The sequence below is a fragment of the Mitsuokella multacida DSM 20544 genome (assembly GCF_000155955.1).
Lineage (GTDB): Bacteria > Bacillota > Negativicutes > Selenomonadales > Selenomonadaceae > Mitsuokella > Mitsuokella multacida.
The window spans coordinates 315,252-330,990 of sequence record NZ_GG697141.2; the positions used below are offsets into that span (position 1 = coordinate 315,252).

Annotated in this window: 14 protein-coding genes; 13 read left to right on the forward strand and 1 reads right to left on the reverse strand. The window is 60.6% G+C overall.

What is annotated here, in order from left to right; genetic code table 11:
• The 11 genes from der to rpmB all read left to right on the forward strand — a co-directional run bounded on the left by der (position 1) and on the right by rpmB (position 10,394).
• On the forward strand, positions 1-1,332 hold the full coding sequence (gene der / locus MITSMUL_RS01525; protein ID WP_040635281.1) for a ribosome biogenesis GTPase Der: 1,332 nt from the start codon (positions 1-3) through the stop codon (positions 1,330-1,332).
• Positions 1,332-1,931, forward strand: coding sequence for a glycerol-3-phosphate 1-O-acyltransferase PlsY (gene plsY, locus MITSMUL_RS01530; RefSeq protein ID WP_005839315.1), 600 nt, complete (start codon positions 1,332-1,334; stop codon positions 1,929-1,931). The genes der and plsY overlap by 1 nt, the downstream gene beginning before the upstream one ends.
• Before the next feature lie 228 nt (positions 1,932-2,159).
• Positions 2,160-2,606 (forward strand): ACT domain-containing protein, encoded by a 447-nt coding sequence (locus MITSMUL_RS01535; RefSeq protein WP_005839317.1) that lies wholly within the window; start codon positions 2,160-2,162, stop codon positions 2,604-2,606.
• A gap of 18 nt (positions 2,607-2,624) precedes the next feature.
• On the forward strand, positions 2,625-3,926 hold the full coding sequence (locus tag MITSMUL_RS01540; protein ID WP_005839319.1) for a homoserine dehydrogenase: 1,302 nt from the start codon (positions 2,625-2,627) through the stop codon (positions 3,924-3,926).
• Between the two features lie 4 nt (positions 3,927-3,930).
• Positions 3,931-4,857 (forward strand): homoserine kinase, encoded by a 927-nt coding sequence (gene thrB / locus MITSMUL_RS01545; RefSeq protein WP_040635283.1) that lies wholly within the window; start codon positions 3,931-3,933, stop codon positions 4,855-4,857.
• A 10-nt stretch (positions 4,858-4,867) separates the two neighbouring features.
• On the forward strand, positions 4,868-6,139 hold the full coding sequence (locus MITSMUL_RS01550) for a tRNA nucleotidyltransferase/poly(A) polymerase-related protein (RefSeq protein ID WP_005839322.1): 1,272 nt from the start codon (positions 4,868-4,870) through the stop codon (positions 6,137-6,139).
• A gap of 122 nt (positions 6,140-6,261) precedes the next feature.
• A complete protein-coding gene (locus MITSMUL_RS01555) occupies positions 6,262-6,786 on the forward strand; it encodes a gamma carbonic anhydrase family protein (protein WP_005839324.1) in 525 nt (174 codons plus the stop codon).
• Positions 6,787-6,835: 49 nt separating this feature from the next.
• On the forward strand, positions 6,836-7,279 hold the full coding sequence (gene ndk / locus MITSMUL_RS01560) for a nucleoside-diphosphate kinase (RefSeq protein WP_005839326.1): 444 nt from the start codon (positions 6,836-6,838) through the stop codon (positions 7,277-7,279).
• A 23-nt stretch (positions 7,280-7,302) separates the two neighbouring features.
• Entirely contained in the window at positions 7,303-7,812 is a 510-nt protein-coding gene (locus tag MITSMUL_RS01565; RefSeq protein WP_005839328.1) for a cob(I)yrinic acid a,c-diamide adenosyltransferase, read from the forward strand.
• A 165-nt stretch (positions 7,813-7,977) separates the two neighbouring features.
• On the forward strand, positions 7,978-10,038 hold the full coding sequence (gene fusA, locus MITSMUL_RS01570; RefSeq protein WP_005839330.1) for an elongation factor G: 2,061 nt from the start codon (positions 7,978-7,980) through the stop codon (positions 10,036-10,038).
• Between the two features lie 164 nt (positions 10,039-10,202).
• On the forward strand, positions 10,203-10,394 hold the full coding sequence (gene rpmB, locus MITSMUL_RS01575; protein WP_036375242.1) for a 50S ribosomal protein L28: 192 nt from the start codon (positions 10,203-10,205) through the stop codon (positions 10,392-10,394).
• Between the two features lie 485 nt (positions 10,395-10,879).
• Here rpmB and pepF read toward each other — a convergent pair whose 3' ends face one another.
• Positions 10,880-12,676, reverse strand: coding sequence for an oligoendopeptidase F (pepF, locus tag MITSMUL_RS01580; protein ID WP_211205204.1), 1,797 nt, complete (start codon positions 12,674-12,676; stop codon positions 10,880-10,882).
• Positions 12,677-12,863: 187 nt separating this feature from the next.
• On the opposite strand from pepF, the gene MITSMUL_RS01585 reads away from it, so the two are divergent.
• Complete coding sequence (locus MITSMUL_RS01585; RefSeq protein WP_040635286.1) at positions 12,864-14,624, forward strand: B12-binding domain-containing radical SAM protein; 1,761 nt, start codon at positions 12,864-12,866, stop codon at positions 14,622-14,624.
• A gap of 55 nt (positions 14,625-14,679) precedes the next feature.
• On the forward strand, positions 14,680-15,444 hold the full coding sequence (locus MITSMUL_RS01590) for an HAD-IIB family hydrolase (protein ID WP_005839338.1): 765 nt from the start codon (positions 14,680-14,682) through the stop codon (positions 15,442-15,444).
• Positions 15,445-15,739 lie beyond the last annotated feature (295 nt).

Genomic DNA, 15,739 nt, shown 5'->3' on the forward strand with positions numbered 1-15,739 from the left:
ATGAGCAAACCAATCGTGGCGATTGTCGGCCGTCCGAATGTCGGCAAGTCCACGCTCTTCAATCAGATCGGCAAGAAGCGCGTCTCCATCGTCGACGACATGCCGGGCGTCACGCGCGACCGCATCTACCTCGACGCGGAGTGGCTCAACCAGCACTTCACGATGATCGACACCGGCGGCATCGAGTTTGATGAGAGCAACCACATCCTCAAGTCGATGCGCCAGCAGGCACAGCTGGCCATGGACGAGGCAGACGTCATCCTGTTCCTCGTCGACGGCCGCTCCGGCCTGACGACGGCAGACGAGGAGGTCGCGCGCCTGCTGCGCAGCACGAAGAAGCCTGTGATCCTCGCGGTCAACAAGATCGACAGCCCGCAGCGCGCGATGGACGTCTACGAGTTCTACAACCTGGGCCTCGGCGACCCGATCCCCATCTCGGCTTCGAACGCCATGAACCTCGGCGACCTGCTCGATGCAATCGTCGCGGCCTTCCCGAAGAAGGAGGAAGAGGTCAAGGATGAGGATGAGATCAGCATCGCCGTCATCGGCCGCCCGAATGTCGGCAAGTCCTCCATCGTCAATGCAATCCTCGGCGAGGAGCGCGTCATCGTCAGCGATGTGCCGGGCACAACGCGCGATGCCATCGACACGCACTTCACGAAGGACGGCACGAAGTTCACGCTGATCGACACGGCGGGCATGCGCCGCCGCGGCAAGATCGACGAGCCGGTCGAGCGCTACAGCGTCATGCGCTCGCTGCGCGCCATCGACCGCGCCGACGTCGTGCTCATGATGATCAACGCCTTCGAGGGCATCACGGAGCAGGACAAGAAGATCGCAGGTTACGCCCACGAGTCGGGCAAGGGCGTTGTCATCGTCGTCAACAAGTGGGATATCTATCCGGACAAGGACGACAAGTCGACGCTGCGCTTTACTGACGAACTGCGCGACAAGCTCGGCTTCCTGCAGTATGCGCCGGTGCTCTACACGTCGGCACTGACGGGTCAGCGCGTCGCGCGCGTGACGGACCTCGTGCGCTACGTGGCCGAGCAGCAGGCCATGCGCATCAAGACGAGCGTCCTCAACGAGCTCATCCGCGATGCCGTCTCAGTCAATCCGCCGCCGATGCACCGCGGCCGCCAGCTCAAGATCCTCTTCATGACGCAGACGGACATCTGCCCGCCGAAGTTCATCATCTTCGTCAACGACCCGGAGCTCATGCACTTCTCGTACCTGCGCTTCATCGAGAACCGCCTGCGCGAGCAGTTCGGCTTTGAGGGAACGCCGCTGCGCCTCATCGTGCGCGCGCGCAAAGAGGAGGAAGATTACTGATGGCATCGGTCCTCCTCGTCTGCCTCGCAAGCTACCTGCTGGGCTCCATCCCGAACGGCCTCGTCTTCGGCAAGCTGCTCTGGCACGTCGACCTGCGCGAATACGGCAGTCACAACATCGGTGCGACGAATGCCTGGCGCACGCTCGGCAAGGGCCCGGGCTTCCTGATCTTTCTGCTTGACTTCCTCAAGGGCGCGCTGAGCGTCGGCCTGGCAGAGGTCTTCACCGCTTCGCCGCTCATCATGGTCATCGCGGGCATCCTGGCCATCGTCGGCCATTCGTGCTCGCTCTTCCTGCACTTCAAGGGCGGCAAGGGCGTGGCGACCGGCCTCGGCGTCATCGCGATGCTCATGCCAGTGCCGAGCCTCATCGTCTTCCTCGTCTGGCTCGTCATCGTCATGATCACGAAGTACGTCTCGCTCGGCTCGTGTATCGCGGCGGCACTCGTGCCCGTCCTCGCGTACGTCTGGGGCTATCCGACGCCTTACGTCATCTTCGGCGTACTCGCGGCGGCCTTTATCATCATCCGCCACAAGTCCAACATCGTCCGTCTCATGAACGGTACCGAGAACAAGATACACGCCGGCCACCGCGATTGAGTGACAAAGTGTCATGTGTCCGTATCCGGTTTTACTACGAATGTTTGCAGCCTGCAGATGCAGGCTTGTTTTTTTACGCTTTTTGGGTATCGTGCTGTGAGAAAGTTAACATTTTGTGAAATCCATCCTTAGGATTTGGACAAAATCGGAAATTCCATTGGCATTTGTGCACATCTTATGGTATACTATCCTTTGTCAAAAGAATAGTATCCATTGGAGGCGTAATATATGAACAACGATAAAAGCGGATTCTTCCTCGTCCGCGAGGAAATCCTTCCAGAGGCAATCAAGAAGACCATCCGCGTCAAGGAGATGCTCAAGCGCGGCGATGCGCGCACGATCAACGAGGCCGTTGAGAAGATGGAGCTCTCGCGCAGTGCCTATTACAAGTACAAGGACTATGTCTTCCCGTTCTACGAGGCAAGCCAGAACAAGATCGTCACGCTGACCTTGCTGCTTGAGCACAAGAAGGGCGTGCTCTCGAGCGTGCTCAACACGATCTCGGCCGATTCGGGCAGCGTCATGACAATCAACCAGGGCATCCCCCTGCAGGGCGTCGCGAATGCCACGGTCTCCATCGAGACGGCGAACCTCTCAGTCGACCTCGAGGCCCTGCTCGACAAGCTCCGCATGGTCGACGGCGTCAAGCGCCTCGAAGTTCTCGGTCAGTCCTAAGGAAAGAAGGTGTGTCGGATGGGAAAAAGTATAAAGATTGGTCTGCTCGGGTCCGGTACGGTCGGATCGGGCGTCATTCGGGTGCTCGAGATGAATCGGCCGCAGATTACGGAACGCGTCGGCACACCGATTGAAATCAAGACGGTGCTCGTGCGCGATGTGAAGAAGCCGCGCCCACAGCTCGGTGATGTAAGGCTCACGGACAAGATTGAGGATATCCTCGATGACCCGGAGATCGATGTCGTCGTGGAGCTCATGGGCGGCATCCACCCGGCGCGCGAGTACATGCTGCGCGCGATGGAGGCCGGCAAGAGCGTCGTGACGGCCAACAAGGACGTCGTCGCGCAGTTCGGCAAGGACATGTTCGCGATGGCCGAGAAGAAGGACGTCGACTTCCGCTTCGAGGCGAGCGTCGGTGGCGGCATCCCAATCATCACGCCGCTCAAGCAGTGCCTGACGGCCAACCGCATCACGGAGATCCTCGGCATCGTCAACGGCACGACGAACTACATGCTGACAAAGATGACGGAGTGCGGCGCCGACTACGACACCGTCCTCAAGGAAGCACAGGCCAAGGGCTATGCGGAGGCAAACCCGTCGGCGGACGTCGACGGCCTCGATGCGGCGCGCAAGGCAGCCATCCTCGCTTCGCTCGCCTTCAACACGCGCGTGCAGCTCGAAGACGTCTCGGTCGAAGGCATCACGAAGATCACGCCGGACGACATCGAGTACGCGAAGGACCTCGGCTATGTCATCAAGCTGCTGGCCGTTGGCAAGGATTCGGATGAGAACGGCGTCGACGTGCGCGTCCACCCGGTCTTCCTGCCGAAGACGCATCCGCTGGCCTCGGTCAACGGCGTCTTCAACGCCATCTTCGTGCGCGGCAACGCCATTGGCGAGGCGATGTTCTACGGGCAGGGTGCGGGCTCGCTGCCGACGGCCTCGGCCGTCGTCTCCGACATCATCGACGTCGCGCGCGACATCATCAACCGCACCTTCGGCCATGTGCGCTGCACCTGCTACGAGAAGAAGAAGCTCTGCCCGCTTGATGCGACCTCCTCTTCCTACTACGTGCGCCTGCTCGTCGACGACAAGCCCGGCGTCCTCGGTGCCATCGCGACGGCCTTCGGTGATGCCGGCGTCAGCCTCAAATCGGTCATCCAGACGCGCCGCAATGTCGTCGACCATGCGGAAATCGTCGCCATCACGCATCTCGTCGAGCACAAGCGCATCGAGAAGGCGCTGAAGGCACTGCGCAAGCTGCCAGTCGTCGATGAGGTCCGCAACGTCATCCGCGTCGAGAATGAGGAACGGGGGTAAGAGCATGACAGAGAAAAGCGTTCGCGTCCGCGTTCCCGGTACGAGTGCCAACTGCGGCCCAGGCTTCGACTGCCTCGGGCTCGCCTGCACGGTCTACAATGACCTCGAGCTGCGCCTGACACGCGAGCCGGGCCTGTCCATCACGATGACGGGCGAGGGGGCGACGAACATCCCGTGTGACAACCGCAATATCGTCTGGCGTTCGGCACAGTATCTCCTGGGCAAGGCCGGCAAGGACAAGGAGTACCGCGGCGCCGTCATCCACATGGAAAACCGCGTGCCTCTCTCGCGCGGCCTCGGCAGCTCGGCGACGGCCATCGTCGCCGGCCTGACGGCGGCAAATGCCCTGATCGGCACGCCGTTCAATCGCCGCGAGATCCTGCAGTTCGCGACGGATATCGAGGGCCATCCTGACAACGTGGCGCCGGCCATCTTCGGCGGCTTCACGGTCAATGCCGTCACGAACGGCCGCGTCGACTGTTTCAGCTTCCTGCCGCGCTTCCGCATGAAGTTCGTCGTCGCCGTGCCGAACTTCCCGCTCTCGACGCGCATGGCCCGCAAGGTCCTGCCGACGGAAGTGCCGATGAAGGACGCCATCTTCAACATCGGCCGCGCCTCGATGCTCGTCGCAGCCCTGACGCGCGGCAATGAGCGCTATCTGCGCCTCGGCCTCGACGATGCCCTGCATCAGCCGTACCGCGCGGAGCTCATTCCCGGCATGTACGAAGTCTTCAAGGCCGCGCGCAGGGCGGGCGCCGCAGGGGCGACCCTGAGTGGTGCGGGCCCATGTCTCATCGCCTACGTGCTGGAGCGCCGCCATGCGGAAGAAGCCGTCGGCAAGGCCATGCTCGAGGCATTCCGCAAGCACGATGTCGAGGCGCGCATCCTGACGCTCGACCTCGACACGCACGGCGCGCAGATCCTGAAGTGAGGGAACACCTATGACGGAAGAGGCATTCGCCAAGGTCCTGCGCGCACACGGCGCGCGCGTCTTCATCGTCGGCGGCTGGGTGCGCGACGCGCTGCGCCACGTGCGGCCGCACGACAAGGACTACATGGTCTCCGGCATCGCGGAGGTGGACTTCCAGCAGCTCTTCCCGGATGCCCAGAAGGTCGGGCACGGCTTTCCCGTCTACCTCGTCTCCATCGACGGCTGCCTCTCCGAGGTCGCCTTTGCACGCAAGGAGCGGAAGGAGGGGCAGGGCTACCGCGGCTTTCGCGTCTCGTACGACCCGTCTGTGACGGTGGAGGAAGACCTCTACCGCCGCGATACGACGATGAACAGCATGGCGCTCGAGCTGCCCGCGAAGACCTTGATTGACCCGTATCACGGCGCGCGCGATGTCGAGAAAGGCATCATCCGTGCCGTCTCGCCGCACTTCATGGAAGACCCCGTGCGCGCGTTGCGCGCGGCACGCCAAGCGGCGGAGTTCGGCTTCTCCATCGCGGAGCAGACGAGCCGCTACATGCACGCCTGCCGCGAAGAGCTGCAGCATGAGCCGCAGGAGCGCATCATCGCCGAATTGCGGCGCGCCCTGCAGGCAGAGCGGCCTTCCGTGTTCTTCCGCGCGCTCGAGCGCGCAGGCATCCTCTCGGTGACCTTCCCCGAGCTTTCGCTGCTCATCGGCAAGACACAGCCGCCAGAATACCACCCCGAGGGCGATGCCTGGCAGCACACGCTCCTGGTCGTCGACGGCGCCGCCTCTAAGACGGCGAACGTCGCCGCGCGCTTCGCCGCGCTCGTCCACGACCTCGGCAAGGGCACGACGCCGAAGGCGATGGAACCGCATCACTACGGCCACGAACAGCGCGGGCTCGAGCAGCTCGCCGCATGGGACCGGCGCGTGACGCTGCCGAAAGACTGGCTGCGCGCCGGCCGCTTCCTCATCGAGCAGCACATGCGCGCGCCGCTCTTGGAGCGGCCCGGCAAGATTGCCGCGCTGCTGCTCGCCATCGACAAGCAGCGCTCCGTGCTCACGCTCGCGGACTTCAATGCCGTCATCGAGGCAGACCACCACAGCCTGCCCGACTACCTGCGGCATGGCGAGAGACTGCTCGCAGCCATGCACGGCATCAGCGGCAAAGATGCACCAAAAGAGCTCAGGGGCCGCGCCATCGGCCAGTGGCTTGCTGGACGCCAGACGGCCCGCCTCGTGCGCGAGCTCACCGCCCTGCGCGCTGCAAGCCGATTGGGGGACGCTGGTACCATATGAAATCGACAAGAAAGAAATCTTCCTGTTCAAGGCAGGAAGATTTCTTTTTTTCGCGAATAAATCATAAATAGATAAGCAACAACACTGAGCACAAAGCAAATTCTGCGCGAGGGGGAATCGATATGGCAATCATCATGCCCTATAAATCCACTGCACCGAAGATTGACAAGAGCGTCTTTTTGGCACCGACGGCCGTCGTTGCCGGCGATGTCACGATTGAAGAGGGTGTGAGCGTGTGGTTCGGCGCCGTCGTCCGCGGCGACTTCCAGCCCATCAAGATCGGCAAGAACACGAACATCCAGGAGAATGCGACCATCCATGTGATGCACGATCATCCGACGACGATCGGCGAGGGCGTCATCATCGGTCACAACGCCGTCATCCACAGCAAGAGCATCGGCGACCACACGCTCATCGGTATGGGCTCCATCATCATGGGCAACACGGTCATCGGCGAGAATGTCGTCATCGGTGCCGGCACGATGATCGAGCGGGACCGCAAGATCCCGTCGAACTCCCTGGTCTACGGGAATCCGGCGCAGATCGTCCGCGGTCTGCGCGATGACGAGATCGAGGCACTCCAGGAATCTTCGCTGCGCTACCGCAAGGTGGCAGAGCACTACAAGGAAGCAGCAGAGCGGCTCTGAGCCTTCTGCTGTATTAAGGTATTATCAGGAATAAGGGGATCATCAAAAAATGGAAAAGACACTTGTACTAATCAAACCAGATGCATTTGCAAGACACCATGCAGGCGATATCATCAAGCGGTATGAGAGTGAAGGCTTCCGCATCCTGGCCATGAAGCTGTTGAAGATGGACGAGCGGCTGGCATCCATCCACTATGCCGAGCACATCGGCCGCCCGTATTACCATGACCTCGTCGGCTTCATGACCTCCGGCCCGCTCATCGCAATGGTCCTCGAGGGTGAAGATGCGATTGCCCGCGTGCGCAAGATCAACGGCAAGACGAACCCGAAGGATGCCGAGGAGGGCACGATCCGCAAGCAGTTCGCCACCTCGGGCCGCCGCAACGCCGTGCACGCTTCCGACAGCCCGGAGAGCGCCGCACGCGAGATCGCGATCTTCTTCAATCAGACGGAGATCTACGACGGCACGTATCATGTCGAAGCCGACGATTAAGAGGATTGAGAGGGGGAGTTCTCATGTCGATCACGACAAAGACGGGAGATCATGGTGAGACGAGCCTGCTGACGGGCGAGCGCGTCAAGAAGAGCGGCCTGCGTGTCGACACGTACGGCACGCTCGATGAGGTGGACTCGGCGCTCGGACTGGCCCGTGCCTTCTCCGACAAGGACGATGTGGCCGAACGCATCCTGCAGCTGCAGCGCAAGATGCCCGCCCTCATGGCGGACTTCGCAAGCTGCGGCAAGGAGCCGCGCATCACGATGGAAGACGTGCACGAGCTCGAGGACTGGTGCGACGATGTGGAGTCGGACCTGCCGGAAGAGCACGCCTTCATCATCCCGGGCGGCTCGCAGAGCGGCGCGATGCTGGACCTCGCGCGCACGACGGCACGCCGCGCGGAGCGCTGCGCCTGCCGCCTCGCAGAGACAGAGGATGTGGCCGCGAGTGACCTCGTCTACCTCAACCGCCTCTCGGATTACTGCTACCTGCTCATGCGCCTCGAGGAGGACATCTACGAGGACGACTGAGCGGCTGAGCCGGCAGATCTATATCAGGCAGTCCATCATCTGGAAGAAATCATGCCCTGCAGCTCGCAGGGCATGATTTCTTTTTTTTGTCAGGCAGGAAAATTCTGACTTCTAGCGAATATAAGAACACATAGATGAAAATACGAAGCACTAGGAGGGATTGCGATGAAATCTTATAAGAGTTCCAACCTGCGCAATGTTGCCGTCATCGGCCATGGCAAGACGGGCAAGACGAGCCTGCTCGATGCCTGCCTCTTCAATGCGGGCGCGGTCAAGCGCCTCGGCAGCGTGGAAGAGCATACGAGTGTCCTCGACTGTGAGCCGGAGGAAGAGAGCCGCGGCATGACGATCAACCTGAAGCTCGCCGCTTGCGAATGGCGTGACTATAAGATCAATTTCATCGACACGCCGGGCTATCCGGACTTCGTCGGCGAGGTCAAGGATGCCCTGACGGCGGCCGACAGCGCCCTCATCGTGATCTCGGCGCCTTCGGGCATCGAAGTCGAGACGGAGAAGGCATGGCGTTATGCAGAGGAAGCCGAGCTGCCGCGCGCCTTCTTCATCAATAAGATGGACCGCGAGCACGCCGACTTCCGTCAGGTCGTCGAGGAGCTGCGCGTGCGCTTCGGTGATGGCGTCGTGCCCGTGCAGCTGCCGATTGGTCAGGAGGCGGCCTTCCAGGGCGTTGTCGACCTTCTGGCCCTGCACATGAAGATCGTCACGCATGATGAGGAGGACCTCATCGCGGACATCCCGGAGTACATCAAGGGCGATGTCGAAGAGGCGCGCCAGAAGCTCATCGAATCCGTCGCTGAGTTCAACAACGAGCTGCTCGAGAAGTACATCGAGGGCACGGAGATCACGGAGGTCGAGGTGGCTGCAGCCCTCATCGAGGGCATCCAGGCGGGCAAGATTTTCCCGGTCTTCTGCGGTTCGGCCAAGCAGAACATCGGCGTCAAGAAGCTCATGAACGGCATGGTCGAGTACATGCCGACGCCGTATTTCCACGTCGCCATCGGCATGGACCCCAAGGACGGCGACCTCAAGGAGCGCCATACGGAGGATGCCTTCTCCGCACAGGTCTTTAAGACAATCGTCGACCCGTTTGTCGGCCGCATGAGCTACATGCGCATCTTCTCCGGCACGATGAAGGGCGATGCGACCTACATGCATCCGAACAAGGAGAACACGGAGCGCGTCGGCACAATCTTCTCGCTGCAGGGCAAGCGGCAGGAGCACCTCGGCACGGCGGAGGCAGGCGACATCGTCGCGACGACGAAACTGCAGTCCGTCAAGACGGGTGATACGCTCTGCGATGCTGCAGACCCCATTGTCTACGAGGAGATCGCCTATCCGGCGCCGATGCTCGCGATGGCGGCCTCGGCAAAGAAGAAGGGCGAGGAGGACAAGGTCTTTGGCGCGCTGGCCAAGCAGCAGGATGAGGACCCGACCATCCTCGTGGAGAAGAATCAGGAGACGCATGAGACCATCCTGCGCGGCATCGGCGAAGTCCACCTCGAAGTCCTGCGCGACAAGCTCCAGCGCAAGTTCGGCGTGGAGCTCGAGCTGCACGAGCCGCGCGTGGCGTACCGCGAGACCATCCGCAAGAGCGTCAAGGTGCAGGGCAAGCACAAGAAGCAAAGCGGCGGCCACGGCCAGTACGGCGACGTCTGGCTCGAGATCAGCCCGCAGGAGGCAGGCGCTGGCAATGCGTTCACCGAGACCATCTTCGGCGGCAGCGTGCCGCGCCAGTACATCCCGGCCGTCGAGAAGGGCACGGCTGAGACGCTCTCTGGCGGCGTGCTGGCGGGCTACCCCGTCGTCGACGTCAAGGTCAACCTCTACGACGGCTCGTACCACACAGTCGACTCTTCAGAAGCCGCCTTCAAGACGGCGACGGCGCTCGCCATCCGCAAGGGCGTCATGGAGGCGAGCCCCATCCTGCTCGAGCCGATCGACGACATCCGCATCGTCGCGCCGGAGTACTACATGGGCGACGTCATGGGCCGTCTGAATGCCAAGCGCGCGCGCATCCTCGGCATCGAGGGCAAGGGCAAGGACATGAGCGAGATCCACGCGGAGGTCCCGGAGTCAGAGCTCTACCGCTTCGCGACAGAGCTGCGTTCCCTGACGCAGGGCCGCGGCAGCTACACGCTCGCCTTCGCCCGCTACGAGCCCGTGCCGGAAAAATCGGCCGAGGCCATCATCCAGGCGGCCAAGGGCTGAACTATTGAGACAATGACAGAATGAGATATGCCCCTTTGACGTGTGACTCATGCCAAAGGGGCATTGTCAAGCAAAAATACTTGCATGGTCTCATCATTTGTGGTAGAATACTTATATTGTGTTTGGGGGCCACTGTGTCCCTGAGTATGAAGGAGGTGTAACACATGGCAAATGTTTGCGAGTTTTGTGCAAAAGGCGAGCTGTCCGGCAACAACGTCAGCCACTCCCACCTGAAGACGAAACGTTCCTGGAAGCCGAACATCCAGCGTGTCCGCGCTGTTGTTGACGGTGAGGTCAAACGTGTCAACGTCTGCACGCGCTGCCTGCGTTCTGGCAAGGTTCAGCGTGCCCTTTGATTTGCGCATAATATCAAAGCTGATATATCATAAATAGAGCAGATAAGAGAAATCTTATCTGCTCTATTTATTTGTGTTGCATTGGCAAAATGAGGCGTCAAAAATAGGGTACCTAACGCTCCGCGCAGCAGGCTGAAGCTTCGCTTATAGGTACCCTATTTTTGACTGACGTTGGCAAGAAGCAAGCAACGGCATCAAAAAGCAGGTGTCCAACGCTCCGCGCGGTAGGCCGAATCTGCGCTTATAGACACCTGCTTTTTGCTTACGATGAATAACGTGCAAGATAAGGCGCCAAAAGCCATTATCCAACGCTCCGCGCAGCGGGCTGAAGCTTCGCTTATGGATAATGGCTTTTGGCTTATGTTTTGCAATGTAAGACATTAAAATCAGTGAAACAAGGCGAGACGCAAAAAGCTGGTATCTAACGCTCCGCGCAGCAGGCTGAAGCTGCGCTTATAGATACCAGCTTTTGGCTTACGATATGATCATTTTGTCAGTTGGTCAAGTTCATCGAGGCAGTCGGTGAATTTCTGGAAGGTGATCTGGAAGGGGGCGGGGGTGGTCATGTCGACGCCGGCGTGCTGGAGCAGGGGGATGGAGTAGTCGCTGCCGCCGCTGGCGAGGTAGGAGAGGTAGGCGTCCTGGGCTGGGGTTCCTTTTGTGCGCAGGTTGTGGGAGAGGGTCATGGCGGCGGCGTAGCCGGTTGCGTACTGGTAGACGTAGAAGGGGCGGTAGAAGTGGGGGATGCGGCTCCACTCGGCGGCGAGCTCGGGGTCGAGGATGACGTTCTCGCCGTAATAGGTGCGGTTGAGCTGCATCCAGATGGATTCGAGCTTGTCGGCGGTCAGGACCTCGCCCTTCTCGACGGCGGCATGGGTCATGAGCTCGAATTCGGCGAAGAGCATCTGGCGGAAGACGGTGGTGCGGATCTGCTCGAGGTAGAGGTTGAGGTAGTAGAGCCGCTCCTCGCCTTTTGCGTGCTGGAGCATGTACTCGAGCAGCAGGTTCTCATTTGTCGTGGAGGCGACTTCGGCGCAGAAGATGGTGTACTCGGAGTTGACGAAGTCCTGCTTTTGGCTGCTGTACCAGCTGTGCATGGAGTGGCCCATCTCGTGGGCGAGGGTCGAGACGGACTCATAGGTATCGTTCCAGCTCATGAGCACGAAGGGATGGACGCCGTAGACACCCCAGGAGTAAGCGCCGCTGCGCTTGCCCTGGTTCTCGCAGCGGTCGACCCAGCCGGATTCGAGTCCCTGGAAGAGGTCGTGCTCGTAGGTGCTGCCGAGCGGTGCGAGGGCTTCTTTGAGGATGCCTTTGGCCTGCTCGTAGCTGTAGGAAGTCTCGGGCTTCTTGACGACGGGCACGTAGAGGTCGTACATGTGGACGGCGTCGAGTTTCAGCAGGCGCTTCTTGACCTCCATGTAGCGGTGCAGCGCAGGCAGGGCCGCGTGCGTCGCCTCAATCGCGCTGTCGTAGACGGCGAGCGGGATGTTGTTGGCGTCGAGGGCCGCCTCGCGCATGGTCGCATAGTGGCGCATGGAGGCGGTGAATTGGCTGCTCTTGACGGAAGCGCTGTAGAGCGAGGCAAAGGTGTTGCGGAACGAACGATACGTCGAAAACAGTTTCGTGAAGGCATCCTTGCGGACGTTCTGGTCCGCACTGCGCAGGAAGTTCATGTAGCGGCTCTCGGAGAGTGACGTGAGCTTGCCGTCTTCGCCAAGCGTGTCCGGGAACTTGAGGTCGGCGTTGACCATGACGGTGTAGGTGTCACGCGGGGCGCTGCGCAGCTCGCCGGTGCGCGCGAGGAAGGCCTCCTGTTCCGGCGTCAGGATGTGCGCCTTCATGCGCAGGAGCTCCTGCAGGCGGAAGCGGTATTTCGCGAGGCCCGGCAGGGCGTCTGGAAGGCTCTTCAGTGTATCTTCCGGCAGTGCGAGCAGCTCCGGCTCGATGAAGGCCGTCGCCGCGCCGACCTTGTCAAGTAGCGGCATGACGCTCGCGGCATCTGCCTGATGCTCCTGATTGGCCGTGTCGGTGTCCGCCATCATGCGGGCCCAGGCGAAGACCGCAGAGAGCGCAATCTCCATCTCGTCCTGCTTGGTCAGGCAGTCGAGCAGTGCCTGCGGGGCGTGGAGCCGCCCCTTGAATGACTGGATGGCAGCGAGTTCAGCGGGGATGCCATCGCGGGCCTTCTGCCAGTCTTCTCGGGTGGCGTAGATATCGGAAAGCTGCCATTTCTCTGCAGCGGGGCAGTCCTTGCGTGCGGGAATCATCTTGTCTTTCATCTTATTCATCCTTTCTATCGTTGCGATTCTGAGATTGCTGCTTTCATTATAGCATAAATCGCAGGGGCAGGACTCCTGCGGATTTCTTTGCCGCAGGCTGCAAGGCATGCTACAATGGAGGAAAAGAAGCGGAGGAGTGACTGTCGTGCAAGCAGCAGGGAAAGCAGAGAAAAGAGAAGGAAATGGGATGGAGCAGGGGGATATCCTCTGGCTCGCCGTCAACGCGAAGTACTCGCATACATCATTGGCCGTGCGCTATCTGCGTGAATGCGTGCCGGGCTCGTCTATCCTGGAGCTCACGATCAACCACCAGCTGCTCGCGGCGCTCGGCGAGATCTACGAGCGGCAGCCGCGAGTGCTCGGCATTTCGTGCTACATCTGGAACATCGAGATGGTCAAGGACATCCTGCGCCTCTTGCCAGCCGCATTGCCCGATACCATCATCGTCTGTGGCGGCCCGGAGGTCTCGTACGACACGGCCGCCTTCCTCGAAGAATTCCCGATGGTTGACTTTGTCGTGCGTGGCGAGGGCGAGGAGGCCGTGCTAAGGCTCATCGAGCGGCTGCGTGCGGTCGGCTTTGCCAAGGCGCGGGCAGCTGAGGTCAGCCGCGCGGGCAGCCTGCCGGGCATTGCCATGCGGCGCGAGGACGGCAGCATCGACGAGAGCACGGCCGTGACGGTCGCGGATTTCTCAGAAGTGCCATTTGCCTACCGCGAAGAGGAGATGGAGCCTATCAAGGAGCGTATCCTCTACTATGAGACATCGCGCGGCTGTCCGTTCTCGTGCGCCTACTGCCTCTCGTGTGCGACGGCCGGCGTGCGCTTCCTGCCGCTCGCGCGCGTCTTCCGCGAGCTCGACTTCTTCGTGCGCCATGACGTGCGCCAGGTCAAGTTCGTCGACCGGACCTTCAATGCTAAGAAATCGCATTTCCTGCCCATCCTGCAGTACCTCGTCGACCTGCCGGACAGCGTGCGCACGAATTTCCACTTCGAAGTCGCCATTGACTACCTCGATGAAGAGGTGCTCGCGACACTCGCGCGCCTGCCACGCGGCCGCGTGCAGCTTGAGATCGGCATCCAGTCGACGAATGAGAAGACACTGCAGGCCGTCTCGCGCATCAACCACTGGGAGCAGATTGCCTCGCATATCCGGCGCATCCTCTCATTCCACAATATGCACCTGCACGTCGACCTCATCATCGGCCTGCCCGGCGAGGGCATGGCGTCGTTTGCGCAGTCGTTCAACGACGTCTATGCGCTGCAGGCCGACATGCTGCAGCTCGGCTTCCTCAAATTCCTCAAGGGCGCCTCGATGATGAATCTCGTGCAGCCGTACGGCTACTGCTACATGCCCATGGCACCGTACGAGGTCCTCGTGTCAGATGCCCTGACGTACAGCGAGATTCGCTGGTTCCACAGTTTCGAAGCCGTCTTCGAATATTACTACAACGCGGGCCGCTGCCGCCATACGGCCGCCTACCTGATTGCCTCGCAGGAAGCGGGCGATGCCTTCGCCTTCTGGAAGCGCTTTACCGACTGGTGGGAGGCGCATGGGTATCATAAGGTCGGCCATGCGACCAAAGACCTCTACGGCCTGCTGCGCGACTTCGCAGAGGATGCCTACCAGATTGCGGCGGCGCTGCTTGACAATCTGCTGCGCTTCGACGCGCTGATGGCCGATGGCGGCCGCATCCGGCCCGTCTATCTCGACTGGGACATGGAGAAGCATCAGCAGGAGACCGCTCCGTTCTGGCGCAGCGAGAGGCCGCGCGCCTACCTGCCCGGCTTCACCTTCACGAACTGGCGCGCCGTGCGCGGCTGCTACCACATTGAGTTCTTTGCCTACGATATGCGGCGGGTGCGCGAGGGCGTCGTCGAAGCGCGCGAGATGGCATTGCTCTTCGACTTTAGGGGCCCTGATGTGACATGCCAGGAAATCGTGCTATAATGATATCTGTTACGAATTACGAAAAAAATGCGCATAGAAATGAGGATGTGTCAACATGAAATTAGCTGCAACCGATTTTGATGGGACGTTTGCGCCGCATCGTCAGCCCGTCCCCGCATCGAACATCGAAGCCGTCGCCAAATGGCAGGCAGCCGGCCATAAGTTCGGCATCTGCACGGGTAGGGGACTGAGCCTCATCGAGTTCGAGCTCAAGAAGTACCCCGCGCTCCATCCCGACTATCTCGTCTGCAATAACGGCGCCGTCGTCGTCAATAACAAGCGCGAGTTCCTCGCAAGCCTCTGCCTGCCCCAAGAGACGGTCAAGGGACTCCTGCGCATGTCTCTCGTGCGTCAGACTAAGAACCCCATGCGCCTCCTGACCGAGACCGACATGTACTTGCTCGACACGGGCTCGACCATCGAATTCGGCCTGGTCATCCCGATGGAGACGCTGAGCTTCGCTGAAGCCGAGGCGATGGAGAAAGTCGTCCAGATCAGCATGCGCTGCGAGTCCGTAGAGGAGGCCGAAGCCGTGACCGCCGAAGTCACGAAAACCTATCCGGACCTCATCGGCAACATCAACCGCAATTACATCGACTTCAACCTCAAAGAAGCCAACAAGCGCGACGGCCTGCGCCGCCTGCTGAAAGTGACTGGCTGGCAGCCCGAGGAGACCCTCTTCATCGGCGACGACCAGAACGACCTGCCCGCCGTCAAATACTTCCACGGCTACACCGTCGAGACCGCCGAACCCTTTATGAAAGAAGCCGCTACAAAAGTCTACCCAAGTGTAGGGGCCATGTTGTTGGCTCATCTTTGATAGTTGATGGAATTCGAACAAACGTCAAGCACAGGCACCCATCCCGCCTGCAAGCGCAGAGCGACCGTCCGCAGGGCTGGGGCCCAAGGGGCGCTATCTTGCAGCGAGGATGTAAGAACGCCGCAGTAGGCGGCGAACTGCCTTTGCTGACAGAAAAAAGACATGGGCCCCATTCAGCGGCGCGCTGAAGCCGGGATGGATGCCTGCGCGCCTTCTAAGTCAGGATGTCTACCTATTTCCGTAAAGGTAATTTTGCAATAAAGGTAATTTTGCAATAAAAAAAAGACTGTGCGAA